Origin of the sequence: Bacteroides sp. GD17, from assembly GCF_038448625.1 — a bacterium.
Classification (GTDB): domain Bacteria; phylum Bacteroidota; class Bacteroidia; order Bacteroidales; family Bacteroidaceae; genus Bacteroides.
The window spans coordinates 102,952-125,129 of sequence record NZ_JBCEZS010000006.1 but is presented as its reverse complement, the minus strand read 5'-3'; the positions used below and the strand labels follow the sequence as shown (position 1 = coordinate 125,129).

The window sequence follows — 22,178 nt, the reverse complement described above, 5'->3', positions numbered from 1 at the left end:
CTGAAAGGGGAGGTGCCCGTAGGGCGGAGGGGTTTCACATCCGAAGGGACTTGCACTAAGTTACTTTCTATTTATGTAAGACCCCTCCGCCCGCAAGCGGGCACCTCCCCTTTCAGGCGGAGGAGTTTGAGATACACTTGTTATCACACGACACTAAATTATCATTTTTTCTTCTCTACCGGTGGGAATTTCGGCACCAACTTCATCAGCCTCAGTATCTGCCCTTGTCTCTTCTTTATATACTTGGATGGATGTGCCGAGTCGAAGCGTATCGGATTGGGCAAAGTCGCTGCAATCAGTGCACATTGTCCGGCAGAGAGTTTGGCGGCGGTAGTTTTGAACTTGTACTTGGCGGCGGCTTGTGCCCCGTAAATGCCTTTTCCCATCTCTATGGAGTTGAGGTACACTTCCATAATCCGCTCTTTCGACCAAAAAAATTCTATCAATACGGTGAAGTAGACTTCCAAACCCTTGCGTACCCAGGATGATTGCGGCCACAGAAATACATTCTTGGCTGTCTGCTGGCTGATGGTGCTGGCACCTCGTTTGCGTTTTCGGGTTTCGTTCTCCTTGATGGCTTTTTCTATTTCGATGAAGTCGAAGCCGTTGTGCTCGGCAAAGCGGTTATCTTCCGAAGCGATGACCGCCATAGGTAGGTGAGGGGATATCTTGTCGAAAGGAACCCACGTGTGATGCCAGCGCGGGCTTTCTCCCTTGAATACTTGCTGAACACTACGGATCACCATTAACGGAGTGATGTATACCGGTACAAAACGATAAACCACTACCGCCAGGATAGTGGAAATGAAAAAGAAGAGTATCAGGTTGCGAAGGAAACGCAGAGGTTTGGGGAGTTTCATCGTTGGGATATATTGAGCTACAAGCTTGTCACTCGTAGCTTGTAGCTCGTCAACTAAACTAGTTTGCCGCTTCAGCATTCTTAATCATCTGCTCGCTGGCATACATATAGATATCTACGCGACGGTTCTGATCGGCCGACATGCTGTCGTCATACTCCGTATATCCTACGCCTTCCACTTTCTTGAACTGTGATGGAGACACGCCGCAATCCTGCAAATAGTTTTCTACGGAATAGGCGCGGTTCTTGGACACCTTCATGTTGGCTTCGTAAGTACCTACCTTGTCAGTATGGCCGATGATGGCGATATCTGTCGTGGGGTCATCCTTCAATATCTGGGCAAGCTCACGCAAAGAAGACTTTGCCTCGTTGCTCAGCGCTGCAGAGTTGAAACCGAACAAGATACCTGCCGCAAACGACACCTTTACTGCCGGCAGACCGTTGGCATCCGTCACTTGCTCCACCTGAGCACCTTCAATCTTGGCAGCCTCGGCAGCCTTCTTGTCCATCTTATGACCGATGGCAACACCGGTACCCGTACCTACGGCAGCACCTACCGCCGCACCGATGGCAGCACCTTTTCCTTTACCTATCAGTCCGCCGATGATGGCTCCTGCTGCTGCGCCGGAACCTCCGCCGATCACTCCGCCTTTGGTAGTATTATTCATCGTACCACAACTACCCAGTAGTATAACACTGCACAATAGCAGTGCTGTAATTTTCATTTTCTTCATACTCGTTTAATTTATTAATTGGCTTTATTATTGCAAATTTATGTATATAATAACGGATTTGTCCGCTACAAAGTTCTTTGTTGTGTTTTTTTTAGAGAATTTTCCTTTTGATAATGACGAACCAAGTGGTGAGGATGATCCCCTTGGCAACCGTTGTGCCGCAGACCGCCCACCAGATGGCATCTACACCCATGCCCATGTGTACCAGCAGCAGCGCCACCGGTATGCGCATATAGTTGCACGTGATGCTGACGATGGCGGGAGGCACTGTCCGTCCTACGCCATAGAAGACGCCCTGCATAGTGATTTCCATCATCATGAATATCTGCGAATAGCCGTCGATGCGCAGGTAGTCGCCACCCACGCGGTAGGCTTCGGCTTCGGGCACGAAGATGGAGAAGACCTCGTTGCCGAAGAGGATGAAGAGCAGGGAGCAGAGGGTACCGAAGATGCCCGTCATCCAGAGCGTGGTGTGCCAGGCTTGGCGCACGCGGGCCTTCTGTCCGGCGGCGTAGTTTTGGGCGATGAATGTACTTAGGGCGGTGGAGAAGCCTTGCGAGGTGTTCCAGGTGATGGCTTCGATTTGTCCGCCGGTGGTGAACGCCATCAGTCCGATGTGACCGCCCTGTTCCGAGGCGGTGCGCGAGAGGAACATGTTGACGAAGGAGAAAAGCGTGTTGAGCGCAGCCACGGGCAGACCGAGCTTGATGATGCGCCGGGTGTACTTCTTCTTCAGGCGGACGAGGAAGGAAAATCCTCCGAGCAGGTCGTCTTTCCGGCGGAGCTTATAGATGAAGATGGAGAAGACGAGCGCTTCGGACATCCAGGTGGCAAGCGCCGCACCCATCGTGCCCCAGCCGAAGCCGAAGATGAACAGAGGGTCGAGGATGATATTCATAATCAGCCCTGTGCCGCTGATGTAGAAGGGAGTCTTGCTGCGTCCCGCCGCGTTGTAGATGCCCGTGAAGGCAGCGGAGAGGAAAACGAACGGCAATCCTGTGGACACGATGCGCAGGTAGCTGACAGCATTCTCTGTGATATGTTCCTTTAACTCGAAGAGGCGCAGGATGGGAGTGGCGAAGATGAACAGCAGGCTGCCCAGGCATAGGGCAATGAGCAGGGCGATGGTAATGTTGTGCGAGGCGAAGCTGCGTGCATCCGTCTCGCTGCGTGCCCCGATGGACTGTCCTACGCTGACTTCGGCCCCCACCTTATTGAGTAGCGCAATGGAACCGGACATCCACGTAAGCATGCCCACCGCACCGACTGCGGCCACGGACTCACTGCCCAGCCTTCCCACCCAGGCCATATCCGTCAGGCTGTACGCCATCTGGATGAAGGAGGTGGCCATGATGGGCATCGCCAGACTGAAAAGTTGGCGATTGATAGGTCCTTGTGTCAGCGTCCGTGTTCCCTGCATAACTTATCACTCATAACTCAATAACTTATAACTTATCGCTCATAACTCTTAAAACAGTGTATTCGTTTCTTCCACCAGTCGGCCGGCTTGCCATACGGCGCGGATGTTCAGTTCCTTGTCCAGGATCAGGACGTCGGCATCCTTGTCTTTTTGCAGTGAGCCTTTGCGGTCGTACACGCCCATGATGCGGGCGGGCGTCTCGGAAGCCATGCGTAGGGCGTCGCCCAGGGGGATGCCGGCCTGCACGGTGGTGCGTACCAAGGTATCGGTGGTGGCGATGCTGCCGGCTAGTGCTGAGCGGTCGGCCAGCTTGCAGACGCCGTTCTCGATGATGTAGCGCGGGTCGCTGATGCTGTTGCCATCAGTGGCGGCGCAGGAGAGGGCGTCGGTGACGAGGCAGGTGTGCTCCACACCCTTCAGCTTGTAGGCCAGGCGGAGGATGGTGGCGGGCAGGTGGATGCCGTCGGCAATGAGTTCGATGGTCATTCCGTCGGTCAGGTAGACGCTCTCCACGGTGCCTTCGTACTTGTATTCGCGGCGTTTGTGGAAGCCCGGCATGGCGTTGTAGAAGTGGGCGGCGTGGGTGAATCCGGCTTCGTAGGCTGCCTTGATGCCGTCGTACTCGGCTTCGGTGTGTGAGGCGGCGACGAGGATGCCTCGGCTGCGCAGGTAGCGGGCCATGTCGAGCGCCCCCTCGAGTTCGGGCGAGGCGTCCCAGCGGCGGATGCAGCGGGTGCTTTCTACAAGTTCGCGATACTCGGCTTCGTCAATCTCTTTCACTTGGGCGGCGAATTGGCTGCCTGCCATCTTTGAGTTGAGGTAGGGGCCTTCGATGTGCAGGCCGAGGACGGGGCTGCCGGGTTCGTCCATCAGCTGTTGGCAGATGTCGGCAGCCCGATGCAGCGCGGTGAAGGGCGAGGACGAGAGGGTGGGGAAGATGCTGGTAGCTCCATGGCGCAGGTGGGCGTGGATGGCGGTGCGGAAGGCCTCCGGGGTGCATTCAGTGAAGTCGTGCCCGCCGCCGCCGTGGGCGTGCATGCAGACGAAACCGGGGACGATGTACATGCCTTTGGCGTCGATGAGTCGGGCGCCGATGAGGGCGAGGTCACAGTTGGTTACTTCGAGGATTTTTCCGTCGCGCATCAGTACGGAACCTTCGTTCAGCCAGCCTTGCGGGGTGAAGATGCGGCCATTGATAATTTGAGTCAGCATTGTTTTTTTCTATCATTTAAAGGTTAGTATTTGGGGGGCAAAATTACGGACTTCCGGCGAGAAAAGGAAAAGATAAATGATAATTTAGCGCGCGCGATAACAAGTGTATCTCAAACTCCTCCGCCTGAAAGGGGAGGTGCCCGTAGGGCGGAGGGGTTTCACATCCGAAGGGACTTGCACAAAGTTACTTTCTATTTATGTAAGACCCCTCCGCCCGCAAGCGGGCACCTCCCCTTTCAGGCGGAGGAATTTAAGATACTCCGCTAAATTCCCATTTATCTTCTCCGTCCCTAAAATTCCCATTTATCTTCTCCGCCTCCTGCGGTGATGTCTCTTTCTCTGTCTGTACCGGCGTATCTTTCCATACACCAGCCAGACGAGCAGCACGCCGAAGACGGCAAAGATGAGCAGCACAATCCCGGTGTTGAGATTATCTCCCTTCACCCGGCTCCACATTTCGAGCACCAGCTCCGTGCGGTCGCCGAAGTCGCGTATCATGGCGCAGCGCTCCACGACGGCGCGGTCGGGGTATTGTATCGGGTTGATTGCCAAACTGTCGGCGCCGGGCAGGGGGCCGAAGAAGTAGCTCAGGTCGTAGCGCCAGTCGAGCGTGGTGTCTGTCTTCGCCTCCATGATTTCGGGCGTGGCCACGGCGCTGACGTAGCCGATGGCGTCCATGTTGCGCAGTGCCACGGAGGGCTGGCAGAGGTAGTTGATGAAGTAACTGGCCGCCTTCACATTGCGTGCATAGCGGGGGATTACCCAGCCGTCGTACCAGATGTTGCTGCCTTCGCGCGGCACGACGTAGTCCAGCTCCACGCCCACGGCCTCGGCCTCGTCTATCGCCCACACGGCGTCGCCGCTCCAGGTGAAGTTCATCCAGGCCTTGCCTTTGGTCATCATCTCCTTGCCAAAGTCGGCCTCCCAACCGGCAATGTTGGGCTTCATCGCCTTCAACTGTTTTTCGGCCAGGGCGATGGCACGGGAGGAGTTGTCGTTCATCAGCTGCTCCACGGTCAGGGTGCTGTCGGCCAGCTGCCGGGTGTGGGCGTAGATGATGGCGGTGCCGTAAGCATCGCGGTAGCTGTCTTTCATCAGTATCCGGCCCCGGTTCTTGGGGTTCCAGAGACAGTACCAGCTGCTGGCCTCTTCTTCGTCGATGAACTCCTTGTTGTAGAGGATGCCGGCTGTGCCCCACATGTAGGGCACGGCATAGTCGGTCGTGGTGTGTCCGGGCTGTGAGGTCTTGTTCAGTTCCTGCCGGATGTAGGGCGACACGTTCGGAATGTAGTCCGGTGTCCGGCCGAAGTTCCGGTCGATGGGCAGCAGCAGGTCTTTCTTCAGCATCCGCTCGATGATGTACTCCGAGGGGCAGACGACGTCGAAATCCTCGTGTCCGCGCTCTATCTTGGTGAGCATGATTTCGTTGATGTCGAACACTTGGTAGACGATGCGGATCTCTTCGCCCGTCTGCTCCTTGTACCAGGCGGGGAATTCGGAGAGGACGTCTTCGTCGATGTAGTCGCCCCAGTTGTATATCTTCAATACGCGGCTGCGCTCCTCGGCAGAGTCGCGGCACGAGGAGAGGGCAAAGAGGCTGCACAGCAGGAGGAATGTTATGAGTCTTTTCATAATGGTTGTTCTAAAGCGATAAATTAGATTTCCGGGGAATGGGGAGCCGTTCGGTTGACCCCAATTTTGCGCGGCGGAGGTTTTGTAACGGTCGGTTGGCTCCAATTTTGCGCGGCGGGGGTTTTGTAACGGTCGATTTGCCCCAATTTTGCGCGGCGGGGGCTTTGTAACGGTCGGTTGGCTCCAATTTTGCGCGGCGGAGGTTTTGTAACGGTCGGTTGGCTCCAACTTTGCACGGCGGGGGTTTTGTAACGGGCGGTCATCATTCTTTATTCTTTTTTGCTGCGCTCGGCCCGCTTGTTAATCACTATCAGCAGCACCAGCACCGTCACGAAGATAATCGTGGACAGCGGACGCAGTTCCGGCGTCAGTCCCCCCTTGCGCGCATCGGCATATATATAGGTGGAGAGCGTCTCCAGCCCTTCGTTTCCGATGGTGAAGATGGTCACCGCGAAGTCGTCGATGGAGAGCGTGAAGGCAAGGATGAAACCGCTTATCATGCCCGGCAGTATCTCCGGCAGAATCACCTTGCGCAGCGCCTGAAACGGAGTTGCTCCCAGGTCCAGCGCCGCTTCGTATACGTTCTGGTTCATCTTCTTCAGCCGTGGCATCACGCTCAGTACCACGTAGGGCGTGCAGAAGGTGATATGCGCCAGCACCACCGTGGTAAATCCCTGCGATATGCCGCAACTGATGAAGAGCAGAAACAGCGACACACCGGTGATGATGTCGGCATTCATCATCGGGATGGCATTGGCAAAACTCATCACCTGCCGCGTGCGCTGCCTCAGGTTGAAGATGCCGATGGCCGCGATGCTGCCCAGTGCCGTGCTGGCCGTCGCCGCAATCAGCGCAATGGCAAACGTGTTCCATATCGCACTCATCAGCGAGTGATGCATGCCGCCCGTGAAGAGCGAGCTGTACAGACGGGTCGAGAATCCCGTCCAGTTGCCCAGCACCTTGGCCTCGGTGAACGAGAATATCATGATAATCAGTATGGGCGAATAGAGCAACGCCAGCAACAGCCACAGATAGCCCTTGGCAAGAACGCGTGTCATCATCATATCACACCTCCGCTTTCATTCGATGCCCCGTCTTCCTCGTTGGTGAAGAGGATGGTGATGCCTATCAGCAACAGCATGATGAGCGAGAGGGCGGCACCGTAGTTCCACATTCCGTTGTATATATTCTCTTGCACCGTGGTGCCGAACAGCTTGATGTTGTTCATCGTCAGCAGCTCGGCGATGGCAAAGGTGGAGACGGTTGGCATGAACACCATCACTACGCCGCTCATGATGCCCGGCATGGAGAGTGGCAGTATCACTTTGCCGAAGACCTTCGTCGGACTGGCTCCCAAATCTTGTGCGGCTTCTATCAGGTTGTGGTCCATCTTCTGAAGCGTGTTGTAGATGGGGTAAATCATGAACGGCAGAAAATTGTACACCATGCCGAAGACCAACGCGCCTTCGCCCAGCGGCAGGCTGAGGAAGTCGAACAGCGCCACCGTGGCCAGCGTGCGTATCAGGATATTCACCCACATCGGCAAGATAAAGAGCACCACCATTGTCTGCGACGTATTAAATTGTTTCTGGCTGAGGATATAGGCGGCCGGATAGCCCAGCAGCAGGCAGACAAGTGTTGTTATCACTGCTATCCCGATGGAATAGACGAAGGTATTCATCGCCTCGGGGTGCATCATGAACTTGCGGAAGTTGGCCAGTGTCACGGTGCCTTCGGCATCGGTAAAGGCATACACCACGATGAGCAGCAACGGTACTATGACAAAGATAAGCAGAAACAGCGCGTAGGGTATCGTCCAGTTGCGCCGGCGCATGAAGAAATGGGATAACTTACTGAGCACTTCCTTCCTTATTAAGAGATTGAACAATTCGTATATTTTCGGGAGCGATAGTGATACCTACCCGGTCACCGTCGTCCCACACGTCGTTGGTATCGACGAAGATGTCCTCGTCCCAATCGGTAAACACCGTCAGGTGGTAATGGTTTCCTTTGTAGAGGATGAATTTCACTTCGCCCGTCAGCCGTCCGTCTTCTTCGTTGTCTTCGAGGACGACGGCGGAGAAGTCTACTTCCACGGTGACGTGGTCCCAGTCGTAACGGGGATCGTCCTTTGCCGGCACCTGGCGGCACTCGAAGGTACAGCCCAGGAATTCTACGTGCTGTTCGTCTACGATACGCCCTTCGAAAGTGTTGCGGGTACGTTCTTTCTTCATCACGTGGATGTCGAAGGGTTTCACCAGCAGACCTACTTCGCGTCCGGCTTCAAAGCTGTGGTAGTCCTGCACCATCAGCTCGTAACCCTCGCGGGTCTGTACCAGCATTTCGTAGTGCACACCTTTGAAGATGCAACTGGTCACGGTGCCCAGCAGCTGTGCCGCTTCCGAGGGGTCGAAGATATAGATGTCCTCCGGTCGTATCACCACATCCACCTGCGCCTGACAGCCGAAACCTTCGTCCACGCATTCGAATGCGTGTCCGCCGAAGTTGACGAGTTTGTCTTTCACCATCACGCCGTTCAGGATGTTGCTTTCGCCGATGAAGTCGGCTACAAAGGAGTTGATAGGTTCGTTGTATATGTCTATCGGGGTACCGATTTGCTGTATTTTTCCTTCGCTCATCACGACGATGGTATCGCTCAGCGTCAGCGCTTCTTCCTGGTCGTGGGTGACGTAGACGAAGGTGATGCCCAGGCTCTTGTGCATCTCTTTCAGTTCCATCTGCATGTCCTTGCGCATCTTCAGGTCCAGGGCGGCAAGGGGTTCGTCGAGCAGCAGCACTTCCGGCTCGTTGACGATGGCGCGGGCGATGGCTACGCGTTGTTGTTGTCCGCCGGAGAGGGAGTCCACGTCGCGGTCTTCGTAGTCCGTCATGCCTACCATGCGCAGGGCTTGCTTCACCTTCTTCTCAATGGTGGCTCCGGGCAGCTTCTTCAGCTTCAGACCGAAGGCAATGTTGTTGAATACATTGAGGTGGGGGAAGAGGGCGTACTTCTGGAATACGGTGTTCACCGGCCGTTTGTGTGGCGGTGTCTGCGTGATGTCCTTTCCGGCAATGGTAATCACACCTTCCGAGGCTGTCTGGAAACCTGCTATGAGGCGCAACAGTGTTGTCTTTCCGCAACCGGATGGTCCCAGTATCGTTACAAACTCGCCCTTGCGGACAGACAAATTCACATCATTCAGTACGGCTTTATCTCCGAAGAATTTCGATACATGTTCCACACCGATGATGCAGTCGGACTTTTGCATAAGCGTTTCTTAATCTTTATCCAAACGAATTAAACAAATCTCTGGCTTCTTAAAAAAGCGGGGCAAAGGTAATCATTTTCAAAGAACTTCAAATCATAATTTACCGAGATATACGGTGAAGAAACTTATTTCTGATTGAATATCAAGTCGAGTCCCTGTGTTCGGTAAAACTCAAAACGGGTATCGCTCGATATAAGCGGTAGGTGTTCTGTAATGGCATGGGCTATGATAACATGGTCTGACGGGTCTTTGTGCCCTTGTGCCTCATTGATTTCCATTTTGGCATAAGTAATCATGTGCTCTTTCTTTAGTGGCAGTATTTTAATGTAGTATTCATTTTCGATAGCGGCGACCATGGCTTCTACCGATTTCCAACGCTTAGAGCATAAACCTTTGTTGCGATAGCCTACGATTAGTTCACGTACAGATTCGGCACTCATGTAAAGAACTGCTTCCGGTTCTTGCATAAGTGCCGCTACGTTTCTGCTTATATACTCCATGTCTGTAGACAAGTAGACAAAGATATTCGTGTCTATAAGATAGCGCATTTACAGTAAGAATTTAGGGTCGTTTACGATTAAGCTGCCTTTCAGTCTCTGCGCAGCTTCCCACGTCTTGCTCACCTTTCTCTTTTTAGACTTTGTCTTTTTTTCTGTGACATTGTCTTTTTCTTCTATTATTTTTTCTTCTTCTTTCATAAAGCTTGTTCATTTAGATTCATTACTGATACAAAGGTAATATATTCTTGGGAATGTTTTCTATCTTTTGCCACAAAATATACTATAATTTATAATCTATAACTCGCGAATAAGTAATACTTTTGCAATCAATACAATGATATTTAGAACTTATTGCAAAATGGAAAAGAAAATTGTACTTATCACCGGAGCTTCCTCGGGAATAGGAGAGGGTTGTGCACGGAAGTTTGCCATGAACGGTTATCGTCTTATCCTGAATGGACGCAATGCGGAGAAACTGGATGCTGTAAAGAAAGAGTTAGAAGAGAAATATCGTGCCGACGTTTATTTGCTCCCGTTTGATGTCCGCGACCGCCAGGCTGCCAAAGCAGCTTTGGAATCTCTTCCGGCAGAATGGAGGGAAATCGATATACTGATAAACAATGCCGGCCTCGTTATCGGAGTCGATAAGGAGCACGAAGGAAATCTGGATGAATGGGATATCGTGCTCGATACGAATGTAAAAGCCCTTCTTGCCATGACTCGCCTGGTAGTTCCGGGAATGGTGGAGCGTGGACGCGGACACGTTATCAATATGGGATCCATTGCAGGAGATTATGCCTATCCGGGTGGCAGTGTATATTGTGCTTCCAAGGCGGCTGTCAAGGCTCTTTCCGATGGATTGCGTATCGACTTGGTGGATACTCCTGTCCGTGTGACGAACATCAAGCCGGGGCTGGTGGAAACAAACTTCTCCGTCGTTCGCTTTCGCGGAGATAAAACTGCCGCCGATAATGTATATAAAGGAATACGCCCGCTCGATGGTGATGATATAGCCGAAGTAGTATACTTCGCCGCCGCCGTGCCTCCGCATATTCAGATAGCCGAGGTGCTGGTGATGCCGACTAATCAGGCTACAGGGACAATAACATATAAAAAATAAAATTCCAGCCTTGCGAATGCTTGTTCGCACTGCGCGAATACATATTCAAGCCTTGTGAATATCCGTTCGCAAGGCTTGAATAGAGAATGTTTCCTATACCGAAGAAGTTTCCTCTTTGTCTTTCTTCTTTTTTCTGCTAATGCAGCATAACTTTTCTCTTTGTATCTTGATATTTTTTCCTATGTTTGTAGCATGAAAAAGTTAATATTGGTTCTGTTCACATGCTTGATATCTATTGGTATTGTTTATCCCCAGGTTGCCATACGACATCAGATAGCCACCCCGAGAGCTGCTGATTCACTTGATATAGCTTTTTATGCCCGGAAGAAAGGCTTTCAGGCAGGAGCTATGGTTTTCGGAATTAATATGGGTGTCTGGGCTTTTGACAGATATGTCCGAAAGGCCGATTTTGCCTATATCAATATGCATACTATCAAAGATAACTTCAAACATGGCTTTGTGTGGGATAATGATGCCATGCAGACGAATATGTTTATGCATCCTTATCATGGCAATTTGTACTATAATTCCGCCCGTTCCAATGGATATAACTATTGGCAGTCCGGTCTGTTTGCCTTCGGCGGGAGTTTTATGTGGGAGATGGCTATGGAGAACGAATTCCCTTCGACCAACGATATTCTGGCGACTCCTATCGGAGGAATGGCGCTGGGAGAAGTTATGTACCGTGTTTCCGACCTTATCCTCGATGATCGTAGAACGGGTTGGAGTCGTTTCGGGCTGGAGTTTGCTTCGTTTCTGATTTCTCCGATGCGTGGGCTCACCCGTATCATCAACGGAGATGCTTGGCGGAGGCGTTCTACTTCGGGTAAGCAGTTCGGAGTTCCCGATGTCAGTGTCGATGTGTCTGTGGGTATACGAACCCTTGAACTGAAAGATGAAATCCTGGATAAAGGTATGGGCTTGGCTTCTGAAATCAACATAGAATATGGTGACCGTTTCGATGTAGAAGAGACGAAACCTTATGATTACTTCTCGATAAAGGCAAATCTGAACTGGCAGGCCGAACAACCTGTCTTGGGACAATTGAATATCATAGGACGCCTGGCAGCCAAAGAGTTGGTGAATAATGCAAAGCATTATCTGAGTTTAGGCCTTTACCAGCATTTCGATTATTACGATTCGGATACAATCTCGGCAGTTTCGGCCAAGACTCCCTATAAATTCTGTACACCTGCATCTTTTGGAGGCGGACTTATCTATAAGCGCAAACTCGCGAGAAAATGGGATATTGATGCTTACGCCCATCTGAATGCCATACTGCTGGGAGGCGCGCTGAGTGACTACTATCAGGTGGACGAACGTATTTATAATCTGGCAAGCGGATATAGTACGAAAGTCGGATTCCACTTTGTATATAAGAAAGATAAATTTGCAGCATCAACCACCTACGAAGCTTATCAAATGTTCACTTGGAAAGGATATCCCAAAGATATAGATTGGGATAACGTTGAGTCTAAGACGCTGAATGCCCAAGGCGACCGTTCAAGAGCCATTCTTCACGCCACCGGATTGCGGCTGGACTTTAAATTGCGGAATCAGTTATATCTGACGACTACTTTCATGAACTATACCCGTAACACAAAGTATAAGTATTACAGGGACGTATTTTCCAGCACATCAGAAGGACGTCTTATGATGACCTACAAGTTCTGATTGCAATAATCCCATCCCTATTAATAGGTATTTCAACGACTTTTTTCCTTAATTCGTCGGAAATCCGTTTATCCGCATACTTATATTTGCTTCATTTGCAGAAAAATAAGTAACACTATGGAAAGTATTTTGATTTTTAGAACATCCATCAATGGAAAGCGTGATGTGAAGCGTGTGAAAGCAGTTTTGGAGCAATGTCCCCAAATCAGCAAATGGAATGTCGACCTTGAAGATTGGGAAAAGGTTTTGAGGATAGAGTGCAGGGATATTACGGCAACCGGTATATTGGATCTGCTACATACTGTTGATATTCAAGCAGCGGAGTTGGAATAAAAAACTCCCACAATACCTTGATATTATGGGAGTCATCTGTTTAAGATTGTTTTCTGTGAACCGCTTGGGGCTCGAACCCAAGACCCCAACATTAAAAGTGTTGTGCTCTACCTGCTGAGCTAGCGATTCAATCCTTGTTTTGCTGTTAAGCGGGTGCAAAGATAGATACTTTTTCGGAACATGCAAAGGAATTTCACTTTTTTTCTTATCTTTGCCCTCATTAATCATTTATACTTAATCATAAAAATACATGGCAACAGTAGACGATAAGAAAATTATTTTCTCTATGGTGGGGCTGAACAAGACCATTCAGCAGAACAACAAGCAGGTGTTGAAGAATATCTACCTCTCGTTCTTTTATGGAGCGAAGATTGGTATCATCGGTCTGAATGGGTCGGGTAAGTCGACCTTGTTGAAGATTATCGCCGGGTTGGATAAATCCTATCAGGGCGAAGTGGTGTTCTCACCGGGATATTCAGTGGGATATCTGGCTCAGGAACCGTATCTTGACCCTACAAAAACAGTGAAGGAAATCGTAATGGAAGGTGTGCAGCCCATTGTAGACGCCTTGGCAGAATATGAAGAAATCAACCAGAAGTTCGGTCTGCCCGAGTATTACGAAGACCAGGACAAGATGGACAAGCTCTTCTCCCGCCAGGCTGAGTTGCAGGACATTATCGACGCTACCGATGCCTGGAACCTTGACAGCAAACTGGAACGTGCCATGGACGCCTTGCGCTGTCCGCCCGAAGATCAGTCTGTAGAACACCTTTCAGGTGGTGAGCGCCGTCGTGTCGCCCTCTGCCGACTGCTGTTACAGAAGCCGGACGTGTTGTTGCTCGACGAGCCTACCAACCACCTCGATGCCGAGTCCATCGACTGGCTGGAACAGCACTTGCAGCAGTACGAAGGTACAGTGATTGCCGTGACGCACGACCGTTACTTTCTGGACCATGTAGCAGGCTGGATTCTCGAACTGGACCGTGGCGAAGGCATTCCCTGGAAAGGCAACTACTCCAGTTGGCTGGAACAGAAAACCAAACGCATGGAGCAGGAAGAAAAGACTGCCAGCAAGCGCCGCAAGACGCTGGAACGCGAGTTGGAATGGGTACGTATGGCACCCAAAGCTCGTCAGGCAAAAGGTAAAGCCCGTCTGAACTCCTACGATAGGTTGCTGAATGAAGATGTGAAGGAGAAAGAAGAAAAACTGGAAATCTTCATACCCAACGGTCCCCGTCTGGGCAACAAAGTTATCGAAGCCAAGCACGTAGCAAAAGCATTCGGCGACAAACTGCTGTTCGATGACCTCAACTTCATGCTTCCGCCCAACGGTATCGTTGGTATCATCGGTCCTAACGGTGCCGGTAAGACCACTCTTTTCCGCCTTATCATGGGCCTGGAAACGGTAGATAAGGGCGAGTTCGAAGTAGGAGAGACTGTAAAGGTGGCCTACGTAGACCAGCAGCATAAAGATATCGATCCCAATAAGAGTGTATATCAGGTAATCTCCGGCGGTAACGACCTCATCCGCATGGGAGGACGGGACATCAACGCCCGTGCCTACTTGTCGCGCTTCAACTTCTCCGGTGCCGATCAGGAGAAACTCTGTGGCGTGCTCTCCGGTGGTGAGCGCAACCGTCTGCATCTGGCTCTCTGCCTGAAGGAAGAAGGTAATGTGCTGTTGCTCGATGAGCCTACCAACGATATCGACGTGAACACACTCCGTGCTCTTGAAGAAGGTTTGGAAGACTTTGCCGGATGTGCCGTTGTCATCAGCCACGACCGTTGGTTCCTCGACCGTATTTGTACGCACATCCTGGCCTTTGAAGGCGATTCCAATGTATTCTTCTTTGAAGGTTCTTATTCAGAATATGAGGAAAATAAACAGAAACGCTTAGGGAAAGAGGAACCGACCCGCGTACGCTATAGAAAACTGATGAATGATTGATTTAATCGGTAAATAGAAAGATAATTCTTTTACATCTTAATAATGTGTAAGAAGGTGTCAAAACAGACTCTATAATCTCTTTTTAGGCACGGATTATGGAAATTCGCGGTTCTAATGAATCAAATTCCGTGAAATTCCGTGTAATCCGTGCCTAAATTTATGGCATATAGTAAGCCATTAATTGGGGATGAAGAGACCGGATTATAGCTTCGGAAACTCTTCACCACAAAGAAAAAATATCATTATGTGATAAATGTAGCATTTTTGTAGTTTGTATTTGGCAGTAATTTACTACTTTTGCCGATGCAAAAATAATATAAAATTTCGTTTAATTAATCAAATCAATTATGGTGAAAAGAATGCGATCCTTTTTATCGGCAATCATGTTAGTGATTGCAGTAACTGTCAATGCGCAGGTTACCACAGCTACAATTGCTGGTAAGGTGACGGACACGAACAAAGAGGCCATCATCGGCGCTACGGTGCAGGCTGTTCATGTACCTTCCGGTACCATGTACGGAGCCATTACAAATGTGGACGGACGTTATACTATTCAAGGTATGCGTTCAGGAGGCCCTTATACGGTAAGTATATCCTATATTGGATTTCAGACCCAGGTGTTTAAGGAGGTAACTCTTCAATTGGGTGAAGTTTATACTATAGATGCGCAATTGAGTGAATCTTCCGAACTTCTTCAGGAAGTAGTGGTTACAGCTCAAAAAACGAAGTTCTCTACCGAGAAGACTGGAGCAACAACCAATATTTCCAATACCCAGATTGTGAACATGCCTTCTATAAGTCGTAGTATTACTGACTATTCTCGTTTATCTGCTTATGGTGGTAACGGAATGTCGTTTGCAGGATCTGACGGTCGTACTGCCAATTTCACAATTGATGGTGCCAACTTTAACAACAACTTCGGTTTGAGTTCCAACTTGCCCGGTGGCGGTAATCCTGTATCTATCGAGGCAATTGACGAAATTCAGGTGGTTATCTCTCCATTTGATGTACGCCAGACTAACTTCATCGGAGGTGGTATAAATGCCATTACCAAATCGGGTACCAATACTTATAAAGGTGCGGCTTATATTTACCACCGAAATGAAAATATGCGCGGCGATGCTGTTGATCGTGAAACCATAGCCGGTGCTCGCGAGAAAGACCAATCTACTACATACGGTTTCACAATAGGTGGCCCTATCATAAAGAACAAACTCTTTTTCTTTGCGAACGGTGAGTTGCAAAAGACTCCTACCATCGCTAACCGTTGGCGTGCCTCGGAAGATGGTGTTGCCAATCCGGATGCCTACTTGTCACGTGCTACTGTTGCCGACCTGCAACGGGTATCCGATTTCGTAAAAGATAAATATGGCTATGACACCGGTTCGTTCACAAGTTTCCCGTCTGATACGAAGAACTCCAAACTCTTGGCTCGTTTGGACTGGAACATCACCAATAACCATCATTTGGCTTTGCGTTATAACTATACCAAGAACACTGTTTGGTCTGCTCCTAACGCCAGCTCTATGGACGGTGGTACACGTATGTCGGGTGATCGTACTTCACAGTATGCCATGTCCTATGCCAACTCCATGTATTCTATGGACAACTTGGTACATTCTTTCTCTTTTGACCTCAACAGCCGTTTATCAGATAACTTGTCAAACCAATTATTGGCCACATACTCTAAGCTGGATGACGTGCGTGGTACGAACTCCAGTGTATTCCCTTTCATCGACATCTTGAAGGATGATCAGAACTATATTTCTTTGGGTGAGGAACTTTTCACTTACAACAACGCTGTTCACAACACCGTGTGGAATATTAAGGATGACGTGACCTACTATCTGGGTAACCATAAAATCATGGCAGGTTTGAGCTATGAACATCAAATGGCCGACAACCAATATCTCCGTAACGGAACAGGATATTATCGCTATACCAGCTTGGACGACTTCTTCTCAGGCGCCGCTCCGGAAATCGTATGTTTGACATACGGATATAATGGTGAAAACGAGCCGGCATCACGTGTCCAATTCAGTAAACTGGGTGCCTATTTGCAAGACGAATGGAACGTACGTACTGATTTCAAGGTTACAGCAGGTTTGCGTTTTGATGGAATCTTCTTTGATAATGGTGATTTGATGACCAATAATGCGATTCTTGACCTTGACTACAACGGCCGCCATATTGATACAGGTAAATGGCCGGGAAGCTCATTGACAGTATCTCCCCGTGTAGGTTTCACTTGGGATGTATTGGGAGACAAGAGTCTGAAGGTACGTGGTGGTACTGGTTTGTTCTCCGGACGTTTGCCTTTGGTGTTCTTTACTAATATGCCTACCAATGGCGGTATGGTGCAATATCAGGCACAGATCAATGCCAAAAATGCAGCAGATAGAGGCTTCACAATGGATGAATTCAAGGGGGGTATTCTCTCTACAGAAGCTCTGAAAGAAAAAATTTATGCCTTGGGTTATCCTCAGACAATCACACCGGAGGAGGGCACCGTTCCTTCATCTATTTGCGGTATTGACCCTGACTTTAAGATGCCACAAGTTTGGAAGTCTTCGATTGCAGTAGATTATACATTGCCCGTGCCATTCCCATTGAGTGTAACGGTAGAAGGAATCTTCAACAAGACTATCAATGCAGCCATGTTGACGGACTGGAGCCAAAGGGATATCAGCGGTTTTACCCGCTTCAACGGTGCTGACAACCGTCCCGTTTTCCCTTCTGACGCTACTTATACCGACGCAGCCGGTAAGAATTTGCCCAGCGCCTACATGCTTGAGAATACGAGCCGAGGCTACGGATGGTCAACGAGCATGACTGTGAACGCAAGACCTGCCGAATGGATTTATTTGATGGCTGCCTATACACATACTGTATCCAAAGAGGTGACTTCACTTCCGGGTTCTAACGCTTCGTCTGTGCTTAACTACCTTTCTACTTACGAAGGTGTGAACAACTTCCGTTTGCACAACGGTCTTAATGTTACTCCGGATCGTTTCATTGCCAGTGCTACCATCAACGATAAGAGCGGCAACCACTATAGCTTGATTTACGAGACATGGCGTGGTGGCTATAATTACTCTTATATGCTGGCCAACGATATGAACGGTGATGGTTACAATTACGATGCTGTTTATATCCCTACCGACAAGCAAGTGGCAGACGGATCTTTCCGTTTTGTTAGTGAGGATGACAAGACACGCTTTATGGATTATGTACACGGCAACTCTTATCTGAAGAATAATCAGGGTAAATATGCTGAACCTAACAGCCTTTATTCTCCTTGGGTACACCGCATAGACTTCTCTTATAAGCATGACTTCAACCTGAACGTGGCTGGTGCCAAACACACATTGCAGTTGAGCTTTGACATGAAGAACGTGCTCAATTTCTTCAATTCCAGTTGGGGTGTCAGCAAATATCTGAATCCCGCCATTGGTTCCGATGCTCGTATCTTGAAGTACGAGGGTGTAGATGCCGATGGTGTAGCTACGTTCTCAACTCCAAAGTCTATAGATGGTAACACGAAGACTTGGACACTTAATCATTCTATTGGTCAGTGCTGGTATGCTTCTATCGGCATTAAGTATTGTTTTAATTGATTATCAATTTAAGAATAATTGAAGAATATGAAGAATTATATTTTTATAGCGTTTGCTGTTGTGATGACTCTTTTCACAAGCTGCTCAGACGATGATGCGGCAGCTTTGGCAGGTTTGAAAGTATCACAATCATACATTGCATTGCCGGTAGAAGGAGGTAGCGCTCCCCTCACCATCGAATCGAAGGCTGACTGGGTAATCACCGGTAACGACAAAGCGGATTGGCTTACCATCTCTACTACTCAAGGATCTCAAGGCGAAAGCACCGTCACATTCTCTGCCGATGAAGCCATTGATGGTCGTTCGGCAGAACTTAAGTTGACCAGTGGCAATGAAACTCAGTATCTGACTATCATACAAGGTCTGCCGGTTATTTCGGAAGCTACTTGCGCCGAGGTGATAGCCGGTCCCGATAAGAAGAATTATAAAGTGACCGGCGTTGTGTCCAATATCTCCAATACTACATACGGAAACTGGGATTTGGTAGATGCCACCGGTTCGATTTATATCTATGGCACTTTGGATGCAAAGGGCGCTGAGAAGAACTTTGCCAGCCTTGGTCTGGAAGAAGGTGACGAAGTAACCGTGCAGGGACCAAAAACGACCTACGGTTCCACTGTTGAGTTGGTGAACGTTACTGTGCTCAACATCAACAAATCGCTCATCAAGGTTGACTCTGTTTACAATGAAGTACTTCTTCCGGAGGGTGGTGTCTTTGAAGCATACCTCACCACCAAGGGTAACGGCGTTTCCGTAGAAATTCCGGAAGATGCTAAGGAATGGTTGTCTATTGAGTCTATCGACCAGAAAGGTACAGATGCTTGTGTGAAGTTCCGTGCTGCTAAAAACGAAGGTGGTGACCGCTCAACAACTATTACATTCCGTACTACTGATGGCAAAAAAGAATACACAAGTAAGACTGAACTTTCACAGAAGGGCTCTATCATTGAAGCTACAGTGGAGGAATTCATTGCTGCTGAAGTGGGCTTGACACAATACAGCGTGAGTGGAATCGTAACTCAGATTGCCAACGAAAAATATGGTAATATTTATATTAAGGATTTCTCGGGTGAGGTGTATATCTATGGTGTTGATGGTTTTGCTGACAAGGGTATCAAAGTAGGTGATGTCGTAACGCTCGTGGGGCCACGTGCCGAATATAAGGGAACTGCACAGATGACGAATGCTGTTGTTAAGGAAATGAAAAGTGTAAAAGCGGTAACTGTGGCTGAATTCCTTGAAGCAGAGGAAAGCTCTTCACAATATTACCAATTGACCGGTGCGGTATCGAATATCAAAAGTACTATTTATGGTAACTTTGACATTGTAGATGAAAGCGGTACGGTATATGTCTATGGTCTGGCCACGGGCTGGAACGGCGCAAGCAAACAGTTTGAGACACTTAATTTAGTTGAGGGTGACAAAATTACTATTATCGGTACACGTGCCGGCTACAACGGCACTGCTCAGGTAGGTAATGGAGTCTTCTGTTCTAAGGTGACTGAATAAGGGATACTGAATAATAAAGAAAAGGAGGTTGTGCCATCATTGGCACAACCTCCTTTTCTGTTTAATAGCTGTGTTGCCTTGCCGGTTGACGGCTTCTATAGGCACTTATTCTTATAGACAAGTACTGCTAAGTCGCTGCATATACTTTGTAGCACTGCTGCAAAACGGTTGCAGTACTACTGCAAATGCTTTGCAGTGACACTGCGTAACCTTTGCAGCGACGTTGCATCACATGTACAGCGATACTACGTCACATGTGCAGTGATGCTGCAGAAGGTAACGTAAGTTCCACTTCCATAATCGCCGGGTTATGGTCACTGCACAGATCCAAGTCGGGTGAATAATATTTAATACCTTTCAGGCTGGGGGAGTGGAATATGTAGTCGATGCGCAGCATTCGCTTGGCATAGCGGTAGGTGTACATATAACCGTTTCCGGCAGTCCGAAAACCGTCTTTGAGGTTCTTCCTCAAATGATGGTAGGTATAAGATGAAGGGATGGAGTTGAAGTCGCCGCATACCAGCACGGGATGGGGGCTGGTGTGGACGTAATGGCTGATAACATAAGTCTGCGTGGCACGCTTCATGAAATTTTCGTGCAGCGTTCCGGCGGCATCTTTGGCTACTTGCACTTCTCGGCGAGTGTCGTCGGTAGTGGCAAGTTCGCGTTCCCACTTCTTGCGCTTCTGGCTGACGCTGGTGGTCTGCAAGTGGTTGTTGAGCAGGCGCACGGTATCTGTTCCCAGCACTACATCGCACATCATGCTACAGTTGGCGCTGTTCTGATAGGTGATGAAGCGCTCGTTCGCCAGCGGGTAGCGGCTGAATACGGCAATGGGAAGTACGCCGCGGATAGAATCTTCGGAAGGGATAAGAACGTACTGCCAGTGCGAGAGTGCCTGCCGGATGCTGTCCATCGGGAAGTAGCGGTTATCGCCGAACTCCTGGAAGCAGAGCACGTCTACCTGCTCCTGTTGCATGTATTTGGCTATCTCTTTGCAGGAATAACCGGTGATTTCGCCGCCAAAGCTGTGTACGTTGTACGTGGCTATCTTCAGATACTTGCCCGTAGGAGTCTTCTCTTTGGAGAAATGGAACTGGAAGACAGAGGTCAAATATCCCCAGTTGCAGAAGAAGGCTACCAGCGGAACCAGTGCCCAGCGCTTGTGTGCAAATCCCCAACAAAGGGCTACCAGCAGGTTGCAGATGAGCAGTACGGGTACTGCCAGTCCCAGCAGCGGCATGATGACGGAATCGACGGGAGCCACGCTTCCCGAGAGGGCAGCCACTATGGTGACGGCTGCCAGGACGAAGGTGGCTATTATCAGGCAGATATAGAAAAGCCCTTTGACGGCAGATTTTCCCATTTCACTGAATACTTATTTGGCAACGTTATTAATCACTTTTCCGGCAAGATATGCTTTGATATTTTCCAGCATGATTTGCATGAGGCGTTCGCGCGCAGCAGTGCTTGCCCAGGCTATGTGCGGGGTGATGTAGCAGTTGCGGGCGGTGAGCAGCGGGTTGTCGGCACGGGGAGGTTCCTGGGAGAGGACGTCCAGTCCGGCGGCATAGATGGTACCGTTGTTCAGTGCATCGGCCAGGTCTTGTTCGTTGATGAGCGGACCGCGTCCGGTGTTGATGAGGAAGGCGGTGGGCTTCATCATTTTGAGTCGTTCGGCGTTCACCATTTCGCGGGTGGAGTCGGTGAGGGGACAATGCAGGCTGATGATGTCGCATTCGCGGAACAGCTCGTCCAGTTCCATCTTGCGGATTTCGGGTGGAAGCTGGAAGTTGGTCTTGGAGGTGTAGGTGCATACCTGCATGCCGAAGCCGATGGCGATGCGGGCAGTGGTGTAGCCGGTGTGGCCCAGTCCTACGATGCCGAGTTTCTTTCCGCGTAGTTCGATGAGGGGAGTGTCCCAGAAGCAGAAGTCCTTACTGTCGGTCCAGCGGCCCCGGTGCACTTCTTCGGAGTGGTGCTGCACTTGCTGGGCAATGTTCAGGATATGGGCAAAGACCATTTGTGCTACGGAGTCGGTGCTGTAGGCAGGAATGTTGGTGACGATGATGCCGCGTTCTTTAGCAGCGTCGATGTCCACAATGTTATAGCCGGTGGCAAGTACGCCGATGTATTTCAGTTCGGGCAGCACAGCTATGTGGTCGGCTGTGAGTACGGTCTTGTTGGTGAGCAGGATTTCTGCACCGGCAGCACGTTCCAATACTTCTGCGGGGGCGGTGCGGTCGTAGATGGTGCATTCGCCCAAAGCTTGCAGTTCGTCCCAGCAGAGGTCGCCGGGGTTGGCGGCATAGCCGTCTAATACTACTATTTTCATATTATAATTGTTTGAT

At 49.7% G+C, this 22,178-nt stretch carries 18 protein-coding genes and 1 tRNA gene; 6 read left to right on the top strand and 13 right to left on the bottom strand.

Features of this window, described 5'->3' with window-relative positions:
- Positions 1-161 precede the first annotated feature (161 nt).
- From mtgA to AAE250_RS11310, 10 genes are all read right to left on the bottom strand, one after another.
- On the bottom strand, positions 162-860 hold the full coding sequence (mtgA, locus tag AAE250_RS11355) for a monofunctional biosynthetic peptidoglycan transglycosylase (RefSeq protein WP_342288909.1): 699 nt from the start codon (positions 858-860) through the stop codon (positions 162-164).
- Between the two features lie 58 nt (positions 861-918).
- Entirely contained in the window at positions 919-1,593 is a 675-nt protein-coding gene (locus AAE250_RS11350; RefSeq protein ID WP_342288908.1) for an OmpA family protein, read from the bottom strand.
- Positions 1,594-1,684: 91 nt separating this feature from the next.
- A complete protein-coding gene (locus tag AAE250_RS11345) occupies positions 1,685-3,013 on the bottom strand; it encodes an MATE family efflux transporter (RefSeq protein ID WP_342288907.1) in 1,329 nt (442 codons plus the stop codon).
- Between the two features lie 48 nt (positions 3,014-3,061).
- Complete coding sequence (nagA, locus tag AAE250_RS11340) at positions 3,062-4,225, bottom strand: N-acetylglucosamine-6-phosphate deacetylase (protein ID WP_342288906.1); 1,164 nt, start codon at positions 4,223-4,225, stop codon at positions 3,062-3,064.
- Positions 4,226-4,528: 303 nt separating this feature from the next.
- Positions 4,529-5,857 (bottom strand): ABC transporter substrate-binding protein, encoded by a 1,329-nt coding sequence (locus tag AAE250_RS11335; protein ID WP_294601075.1) that lies wholly within the window; start codon positions 5,855-5,857, stop codon positions 4,529-4,531.
- A 269-nt stretch (positions 5,858-6,126) separates the two neighbouring features.
- Entirely contained in the window at positions 6,127-6,918 is a 792-nt protein-coding gene (locus tag AAE250_RS11330; RefSeq protein WP_294601085.1) for an ABC transporter permease, read from the bottom strand.
- The gene (locus tag AAE250_RS11325) at positions 6,918-7,691 is read right to left on the bottom strand and encodes an ABC transporter permease (RefSeq protein ID WP_294601082.1); all 774 of its coding nucleotides are present in this window, start codon (positions 7,689-7,691) and stop codon (positions 6,918-6,920) included. Before AAE250_RS11325 ends, AAE250_RS11330 begins: the two co-directional genes overlap by 1 nt.
- 16 nt (positions 7,692-7,707) lie before the next feature.
- A complete protein-coding gene (gene potA, locus AAE250_RS11320; protein WP_294601073.1) occupies positions 7,708-9,126 on the bottom strand; it encodes a polyamine ABC transporter ATP-binding protein in 1,419 nt (472 codons plus the stop codon).
- 125 nt (positions 9,127-9,251) lie between these two features.
- Positions 9,252-9,674: a type II toxin-antitoxin system VapC family toxin gene (locus tag AAE250_RS11315; protein ID WP_294601071.1), complete on the bottom strand. Its 423-nt coding sequence runs from the start codon at positions 9,672-9,674 to the stop codon at positions 9,252-9,254.
- Positions 9,675-9,824: a hypothetical protein gene (locus tag AAE250_RS11310; RefSeq protein WP_294601069.1), complete on the bottom strand. Its 150-nt coding sequence runs from the start codon at positions 9,822-9,824 to the stop codon at positions 9,675-9,677.
- A 160-nt stretch (positions 9,825-9,984) separates the two neighbouring features.
- Here AAE250_RS11310 and AAE250_RS11305 point away from each other — a divergent pair, with 160 nt between their 5' ends.
- The 3 genes from AAE250_RS11305 to AAE250_RS11295 all read left to right on the top strand — a co-directional run bounded on the left by AAE250_RS11305 (position 9,985) and on the right by AAE250_RS11295 (position 12,753).
- On the top strand, positions 9,985-10,746 hold the full coding sequence (locus AAE250_RS11305; RefSeq protein ID WP_294601067.1) for an SDR family oxidoreductase: 762 nt from the start codon (positions 9,985-9,987) through the stop codon (positions 10,744-10,746).
- A gap of 192 nt (positions 10,747-10,938) precedes the next feature.
- The gene (locus tag AAE250_RS11300; protein ID WP_294601066.1) at positions 10,939-12,420 is read left to right on the top strand and encodes a DUF3943 domain-containing protein; all 1,482 of its coding nucleotides are present in this window, start codon (positions 10,939-10,941) and stop codon (positions 12,418-12,420) included.
- A 117-nt stretch (positions 12,421-12,537) separates the two neighbouring features.
- Positions 12,538-12,753, top strand: coding sequence for a hypothetical protein (locus AAE250_RS11295; protein ID WP_294601064.1), 216 nt, complete (start codon positions 12,538-12,540; stop codon positions 12,751-12,753).
- Between the two features lie 56 nt (positions 12,754-12,809).
- On the opposite strand, the gene AAE250_RS11290 is transcribed toward AAE250_RS11295, so the two are convergent.
- Positions 12,810-12,882, bottom strand: a tRNA-Lys gene (locus AAE250_RS11290).
- A 121-nt stretch (positions 12,883-13,003) separates the two neighbouring features.
- Between AAE250_RS11290 and ettA the strand changes: the two genes are divergently transcribed.
- The 3 genes from ettA to AAE250_RS11275 all read left to right on the top strand — a co-directional run bounded on the left by ettA (position 13,004) and on the right by AAE250_RS11275 (position 19,827).
- Positions 13,004-14,701 (top strand): energy-dependent translational throttle protein EttA, encoded by a 1,698-nt coding sequence (gene ettA / locus AAE250_RS11285; protein WP_294601062.1) that lies wholly within the window; start codon positions 13,004-13,006, stop codon positions 14,699-14,701.
- 347 nt (positions 14,702-15,048) lie between these two features.
- Positions 15,049-18,318, top strand: a complete 3,270-nt coding sequence (locus AAE250_RS11280; protein WP_294601061.1) for a TonB-dependent receptor — start codon at positions 15,049-15,051, stop codon at positions 18,316-18,318.
- A gap of 27 nt (positions 18,319-18,345) precedes the next feature.
- Complete coding sequence (locus AAE250_RS11275) at positions 18,346-19,827, top strand: BACON domain-containing protein (RefSeq protein ID WP_294601059.1); 1,482 nt, start codon at positions 18,346-18,348, stop codon at positions 19,825-19,827.
- A 250-nt stretch (positions 19,828-20,077) separates the two neighbouring features.
- Here the strand turns inward: AAE250_RS11275 and AAE250_RS11270 are convergent, their stop codons facing one another.
- Positions 20,078-21,193: an endonuclease/exonuclease/phosphatase family protein gene (locus tag AAE250_RS11270; protein WP_294601057.1), complete on the bottom strand. Its 1,116-nt coding sequence runs from the start codon at positions 21,191-21,193 to the stop codon at positions 20,078-20,080.
- Positions 21,194-21,205: 12 nt separating this feature from the next.
- Positions 21,206-22,162, bottom strand: coding sequence for a D-2-hydroxyacid dehydrogenase (locus tag AAE250_RS11265; protein WP_294601055.1), 957 nt, complete (start codon positions 22,160-22,162; stop codon positions 21,206-21,208).
- Positions 22,163-22,178: the final 16 nt, after the last annotated feature.